Here is a 6554-nt window from a genome sequence, read left to right on the forward strand (position 1 = left end):
CCAGCTTACCCCTCTTCACCTAAGTAGGCTTTAATCACCGCCTTGTTCTGCTGAATTTCACTTGGCGTTCCCTCAGCCAACATCTTTCCTTGATCTAAAACATAAATACGTTCTGCTAAATTCATCACTAATGACATATCGTGTTCAATTAAAAGGACCGTAATATGGAATTGTTTTTGAATTTTACGGATTAAACGGGTAAGATCTGCAGTTTCTTCAGGATTCATTCCAGCTGCTGGTTCGTCAAGAAATAAAATTTTGGGTTGCATGGCCAACCCACGCACAATTTCAAGACGACGTTGAATTCCATATGGCAGATTAGAAGCTAATTTATACATGTCTTTATCTAAATCAAAGATAGCCAATAAATCTCGCGCTTTTTTTAGAATTTCATCTTCCGTCCGGTAAAAGCTTGGAAAACGAAAAATCGACTTTAAAAATCCTTCCTTATATTGATTAGTCATTGCAACTAAGACATTGTCTAAAACCGTCATATTTTTAAACAATCGTATATTTTGAAAGGTACGTGCACAACCTAGACTAGCAATCTGATAAGCCTTTTTGTTATTTAAAGAGATTAGATCTTCTTTTTCGCGAAAACGAATTGTTCCTGAGGTCTGAGAAATAACACCTGTCAGTAAATTAAAAACTGTGGTTTTCCCTGCTCCATTCGGGCCAATCAGAGCAACAAGTTCATCTTCTTTTAATTGCAATGACACATTTGAAACAGCTGTCAAACCGCCAAACTTTTTAACTAAACTATCAACTTTAAGTATAGTCCTCACTACCTTACACGCTCCTTCGTTTAATATGATTGAATAAGCGTCTAATCGAAAATTCCCATGTTCCCAGCAGACCTGATGGCTTAAAAACCATGAGCAGAACCAGAGCTGCCGCATAAATCACCATTCGTAAAGTACCAAAATCCTGCAGCACGGTATCTAAGATTCCTAAGACAACAGCTGCCAGAAATGTTCCAGTGACACTCCCTACTCCTCCAAGGACAACTATGATCAAAATTGAAATTGATTCCATAATTCCAAAATCATTTGGCGCAATTGTTTGTAAATATGATGCATGCAATGAGCCTGCAATAGCGGCTGTTACTGCTCCAAGTACAAAAGCTGCGAGCTTCCATTTAGTGGTATTTATCCCCATAGCTTCAGCAGCAATTTCGTCTTCACGAACAGATTTGATTACTCTGCCGCCACGACTATTAATGAAATTAACGGTAATAATCGTCGTGATACACATTATTACGTAAACAATTGGCCATGTAGCAAATTGCGGAATATTAAACATTCCAGCCGGTCCGTTAGTGATTTTCATATTATTGATAATAATACGTATAATCTCAGCTGCTCCCATTGTTGCAATAGCTAAGTAGTCCCCTCTTAAACGTAATGTCGGGATGCCAACAATTAAAGCTGCAACCACCGCTATAATCATACCAACTATAAATGAAACATAAAATCCTCCAATACTTACGGTTTTTTGAGTAATAATTGCGGTTGTGTACGCTCCAATCGCCATAAAACCAGCATGACCTAACGAAAATTGACCAGCGAAACCGATAATTAAATTTAAACCTACTGCCAAAATAATATTGATCCAAATCGTTACCAACATATTTTCAATAAAACTATCGATCATCCCTACCATTATCAATGTATTCATGAGGTAGAAACCAGTTATCATGATGATGAACCAACAAAGATTGTATTTAAAATTTGCTTTCAAAACATTCACCTAAACCTTTTCTTTAACATTTTTGCCAAAGATTCCCATTGGGCGTATCAGCAAAATAACGATTAATACCACATAAACAACAGCATCTTTATACGCTGATAAGCCAATTGACTGAACTAGCGTTTCCAAAAGCCCAATTAAAAATCCGCCCAACGATGCTCCTGGAACTGAGCCAATTCCCCCAACAACTGCTGCCACAAAGGCCTTGATTCCAGGAGTCAAACCCATTAGCGGATCAATCGAATTATAGTACAACCCAATCATTACACCCGCTGCCCCCGCCATCGACGACCCTAAGGCAAAAGTAAAAGAGATCGTTCGATTAAGATCGACTCCAACTAACTCAGCTGCAGCATTATCTACTGAAACAGCTCTCATCGCGCGGCCCATTTTAGTCCGCTTAATGATCAATTGTAGAATCAGCATCAAAACGCAAGATGTAATCAGAATTTCAAGTTGAATATTTGAAATTCTTACTCCACCGATATCATAGTTAACTTGTTTTACTACTTGCGGAAAATCACGTGCGTTCGAACCAAAAAGATATGCCATCCCATTCTCAAGAAAAAATGACACTCCAATGGCAGTGATCAAAGCCGTGATGCGAGGCGAATGCCGTAAAGGCCTATATGCAAGATACTCAATTATGACCCCACATATACCGCATACCACCATCGCCGACAATAAAGCCAACATAAAGTTAAAATGCCAAACATTGATAACATAATATCCCCAAAAAGCTCCCAGCATGTAGATATCACCATGAGCAAAATTGATCAGCTTGATAATGCCGTAGACCATTGTATATCCTAAAGCCAGCAATGCATAAATGCTTCCCAGCGATAAACCATTAATTACCTGTTGAAAAAATATTTGCACCGTGTTCTCCTCCTAATTAATCAGTTTTCATCGCTAAAGCTGAAAGATCATTTAATTTCCGTAGCTGCACTAACTTTTCCATTTGACAAAGTTTCAACAACTATCGGCTTGTTAGCATTGTGCTTGCTATCAATTGTGATTTTTCCTGTAACACCGTCAAAATTCTTGATTTTTGTCAATCCTTCTGCAATTTTAGCCGAATCAGCCGATTTCTCGTTCTCAATCGCTTTCTTAATCATATAAACTGAATCATAGGCAAGAGCTGAAAAAGTTGGGGCTTCTTCATTGTATTGTTCTTTGAAAGCCTTCATGAATTTTTTGGCTGTTCCATTTTGATTAGCAACCCGTGTCGAGAATGGAGTAGTGTAATAGACATTTGTTGCATTCTCGTTCCCAGCGATTTGAGCTAATTTAGGATCTGCCATTCCATCACTCCCAATAATTGGAACATTTATTCCTGCCTGTCTTGCTTGCTTGACAATTAAACCTATTTCCGAGTAGTAACCTGGCGCATAGATCGCATCAATTTTTTTATTCTTAAATGAAGTTAAAATAGCATTAAAATCTTTGTCCCCTTCTTGGAAATATTGAGAGGCTGCAATTTTCCCTTTATATGCTTTTTTAAAGGCCTTAGCTAACCCAGTTCCATAATCACTAGAATTATCCGCCAAAACCGCAACTCTCTTCGCTTTTAAATTTGTATATGCAAACTTAGCAGCTGTTGAACCTTGAAAATTATTTTGGTAACAAGCTCGGAAAACATATGGTTGAACTTTGCCACTTTTTTGCAACGTATAATTAGGATCTGTTGCAGATGGACTTACGCTTGGGACCGCTGCTTTCGTAATATTTGGGATTTGGGCGGTTCCTGCATTCGTTGTTGCTGGACCGACAATTGCATTAACTTTGTCTTTATTCACTAATTGTGCAGCAACAGAAGCTGAGGTACTCGTAGATGTTTTATTGTCTCGAATGATCAAACTAACTTTTTTCTTCTTGCCGTCAACATTAATCCCGCCGTTCTTATTGATTTGATCTACAGCCATTTGAATACCCTGTTTCTGAGAATTTCCATAACCTGCTGCTGCTCCCGAAAGTTCCATATTCACGCCAATTTTAATTGTTTTACCAGCTGCATTACCTTTACTTGCAGTTTTTGCAGTACTACATCCAGCAAGCATACCTGCTACCAACATTGCCGTTCCAAAACCCATTATTTTTTTTATCATCTTTCTTTTCATCTCTGATCCCACTTTCTTTTTTTTAGATTATTGTGATTCATATTATGCATAAATAATAAAAAATAAATTTCTACCTCCCTTAGACAAACAAAAAACCTCATTCCTTTCGAGAATGAGGTTTGAAGTACCTTGATGATCAAGCCCCATTACCAAAGACGAATAAGGGCTCGATCAATCAGTTAAATTATATGGCGTGAGCCATTTAATTAACTAACATCGGGTCCTTTATCTTTAGTAGTAGGGCTAAATCTTGACGGATAACGGTTATCTTATTTTCAGTTGAATTCAAATGTTTATTTTTCATAATAATAACCTCCTGTCAAAATTTAATGTGAATAACGGTAGTATAAGTGAATCTTAATCTTTAGTCAACCTTTTTTTAACATTTATGAACATTAGTGAAAATACTCTTTTCGCTGACTGACCAAAAATCGCCAATACTACTCAATATACTTTAGTTTTCCTTTGAAATCATCCAGCTTTTCATATCCCTTGCTCTGCATAATCATTTCTAACTCATGAGTCAATCGTTCAAAAACACCTGGTCCTTCTTTCATTAGCGCTGTTCCTACTTGAACCATGCTTGCTCCACACAAAATATGTTCAAATACATCACGACCAGTTTTTATCCCACCAGTTCCAATAATCTGAATTTTAGGATCTAAACGTTGATAAAAAGCATGTACATTTGCTAGAGCAGTCGGCTTTATATAATCGCCACCGATTCCTCCAAAACCATTCTTAGGTTTAATAACAACTTTTTCTTGTGCATCATCAATATACAACCCATTACCAATGCTATTAACACTGTTGACATAAGTCAATGGATACTTGTTCAGAATCTTAGCCATTTGATCGAAATGAACAATATCAAAATATGGTGGTAATTTAACTCCCAAAAGTCCCTCATAATTTTCAAAGACCGTCTTCAAAATCATATCAACTGTTTCAAAATCATATCCAGTTTGTGGTTTCCCCGGGACATTAGGGCAAGATAAGTTCAACTCTACGATGCCTTTAAATCCTGAATTTTCAACTTTCTCTAATAACAGCACATCCTCTTGAACGTTGAAACCTGTACAGGAAACAAAGTAAGTTTTGTTAGGATTCTGCTGTTGTATTTTTTGGACAAAATCTAAATAATATTCAAGCCCTTGATTTGGTAAACCCATTGAATTAATACTGCCAAAATTTGTTTCAAAATAACGTGGCTTTGGATTCCCTTTCCGTGCCTGTAAAGTACCACTTTTAGTTACAAAAGAGGCTGCTTTCGACTTATCAACTTCCAATAATTCTTTTTCATCGTAACACCAAACTCCAGATGCATTCATAATACAATTATCAAACTTTTTTTGCGCAATGCTTGTTGCGGTTGAAACCATAGTCAATAATCACCCCTTGTATAGTTGAAACTATTATAAGCTATTTTCTTCTCGCTTAACAAGTCTGGTTACCTGCAGAGCTCCTTATATTTTATTAGTTGCGGGCTGTTAAGGCAATCAGTTTACTATTTTTAGCAACTTTGTCCACTGTGATCCTGTTAACGACTTCATAAGCAATCATATCACTCTGATCAATTTTAATAGTTGCTACGTATTACTAAAAAGCTTTAATGTATGCAAAAAGCCTTAAACCTGTAATGGTATTCCTCACTCAGTTATTGTTTTTAACATTCCTGAGTAAAATTTTTAATACCTGCCAGTTTAAGGCTTTCTTGCTATTTTTTTAATATTTAACAATGATCGGCTCATCGTTTTTCGAATAAAACTCCGGTTTCTGTTCCTCTACCAAATTCTTGTAGAAAGAGACATATGTCGCTGTTTTGTAAGGTGTTAACCAAATATACCCAATACCAAAGGTTAGTAATGCTAAAACATCCCAACCTATGAAGCTTAACTTAAGCACAAAAAATTCCAACTTATGTCCATTCATTAATTTGCGGCTTTTTGTAATATAATCAAGATAATTAGTATCTTCATTATCTTGTTCAGAAAGATCCTTATAAATCAAATATGTCTGTGAATAAGACAAGCTTTTAATAATACCAGGAACAATGAAGAGTAGTGACCATAGCAAGGTAAAAACGCTAATCAATATATACAGAACTAGCACTGCAATGAAATAGCGCTTAGAGAAAACACTAAAGGCACCTTTTAAAACTTTAAAATCAGCATTTTTCGTTCTCAACCAGTCCAAAAAAGTAAAATTAATACCAACTATCAACATTGTCATAAATAACCCTGCAAAAGAACTACCAAAACTATTCCCACTATTAGATACAGAATTGTCATTTGAAATGGTAGACATCTCACTTCCACTTCCATACTGACTAACGAGATAGAGTACCACTAATACCACCGCAGCAACAAGCATACTAAGCAGAATTTGAAAAGCAACTGGAATAATGGTTAATTTAATTGCCTGACCCCAATTCCCTCTAAAAATATCTTTAACCTCTTTTTTTAATTCTCTACGCGATTTCATTAATGTTTCACCCCCTTTTCAACCTATATATTCAATCTTCCCGTCTTTATTATACCGAAGGAAAAAATTAATTCGTATTAAAAAGCCTTGTAAAAAAAGAAAGAGCGAGTTTGAGTAAAGCTATAATCAGCTTTATTCAAACTCGCTTTTATTTGCACGGCAACGACCTACCCTCGCAGGGGGCGATCCCCCAACTACTAT

Annotated in this window: 6 protein-coding genes; all 6 read right to left on the minus strand. The window is 36.4% G+C overall.

Annotated elements, in window-relative coordinates:
- Nucleotides 1-5: 5 nt before the first annotated feature.
- Nucleotides 6-785 carry an ABC transporter ATP-binding protein gene (locus tag FC19_RS01455; protein WP_057875221.1) on the minus strand — a complete coding sequence of 260 codons (780 nt, stop codon included), beginning with the start codon at nucleotides 783-785 and terminating at the stop codon, nucleotides 6-8.
- A 4-nt stretch (nucleotides 786-789) separates the two neighbouring features.
- On the minus strand, nucleotides 790-1740 hold the full coding sequence (locus tag FC19_RS01460) for a branched-chain amino acid ABC transporter permease (RefSeq protein WP_057875230.1): 951 nt from the start codon (nucleotides 1738-1740) through the stop codon (nucleotides 790-792).
- 9 nt (nucleotides 1741-1749) lie between these two features.
- The gene (locus tag FC19_RS01465; RefSeq protein WP_057875222.1) at nucleotides 1750-2628 is read right to left on the minus strand and encodes a branched-chain amino acid ABC transporter permease; all 879 of its coding nucleotides are present in this window, start codon (nucleotides 2626-2628) and stop codon (nucleotides 1750-1752) included.
- A gap of 47 nt (nucleotides 2629-2675) precedes the next feature.
- The gene (locus tag FC19_RS01470; protein ID WP_057875223.1) at nucleotides 2676-3869 is read right to left on the minus strand and encodes an ABC transporter substrate-binding protein; all 1194 of its coding nucleotides are present in this window, start codon (nucleotides 3867-3869) and stop codon (nucleotides 2676-2678) included.
- A 440-nt stretch (nucleotides 3870-4309) separates the two neighbouring features.
- Nucleotides 4310-5251: a dihydroorotate oxidase gene (locus FC19_RS01475; RefSeq protein WP_057875224.1), complete on the minus strand. Its 942-nt coding sequence runs from the start codon at nucleotides 5249-5251 to the stop codon at nucleotides 4310-4312.
- 343 nt (nucleotides 5252-5594) lie between these two features.
- Nucleotides 5595-6353, minus strand: coding sequence for a DUF975 family protein (locus FC19_RS01480; RefSeq protein ID WP_057875225.1), 759 nt, complete (start codon nucleotides 6351-6353; stop codon nucleotides 5595-5597).
- Nucleotides 6354-6554 lie beyond the last annotated feature (201 nt).

Origin of the sequence: Liquorilactobacillus aquaticus DSM 21051, from assembly GCF_001436755.1 — a bacterium.
Classification (GTDB): Bacteria; Bacillota; Bacilli; order Lactobacillales; family Lactobacillaceae; genus Liquorilactobacillus; species Liquorilactobacillus aquaticus.

Bases quoted from the DNA above. Each gene is read 5' to 3' on its own strand.
- FC19_RS01470 (WP_057875223.1), bottom strand. From the start codon at position 3,869: ATGAAAAGAAAGATGATAAAAAAAATAATGGGTTTTGGAACGGCAATG.
- FC19_RS01475 (WP_057875224.1), bottom strand. From the start codon at position 5,251: ATGGTTTCAACCGCAACAAGCATTGCGCAAAAAAAGTTTGATAATTGT.
- FC19_RS01480 (WP_057875225.1), bottom strand. From the start codon at position 6,353: ATGAAATCGCGTAGAGAATTAAAAAAAGAGGTTAAAGATATTTTTAGA.